Source organism: Acinetobacter sp. WC-743 (genome assembly GCF_000335555.1).
Lineage (GTDB): Bacteria > Pseudomonadota > Gammaproteobacteria > Pseudomonadales > Moraxellaceae > Acinetobacter > Acinetobacter bereziniae.
In genome coordinates this window covers 1-313 of record NZ_AMFQ01000136.1, presented here as the reverse complement: position 1 = coordinate 313, position 313 = coordinate 1, and the positions used below count along the sequence as shown (strand labels likewise).

The window sequence follows — 313 nt, the reverse complement described above, 5'->3', positions numbered from 1 at the left end:
AAAGCGTTTAGCCATGTGTACATCTCCAAAGTTAACGTTACATTATCTTCAGAGGGACAGTGTGTCCATTACTTTGGCTAGGATCATGCAGATGGAAGTGACGAAGAACTTCGATGCAAATCGTCAAGAAGCAAAAGCAGAGATTAATAAGAAGATTGATGACGCGAAGAAAGAAAATCAATCGATTATAGACAAACAAAAACAAGGCTTGGGCTTAAGTGAGCAAGAGCAAACCCAATTGAATGCTTACAATGACAAAGTCGCCAACTATCAAAAACTAGGTGTATTGGTTGATACGATATCAACAGGATTG

General features: G+C 38.7%; 1 pseudogene. It reads left to right on the top strand.

What is annotated here, in order from left to right:
- Nucleotides 1-85: 85 nt before the first annotated feature.
- Nucleotides 86-313: pseudogene (locus ACINWC743_RS20735) on the top strand (hypothetical protein); the annotation flags it as partial.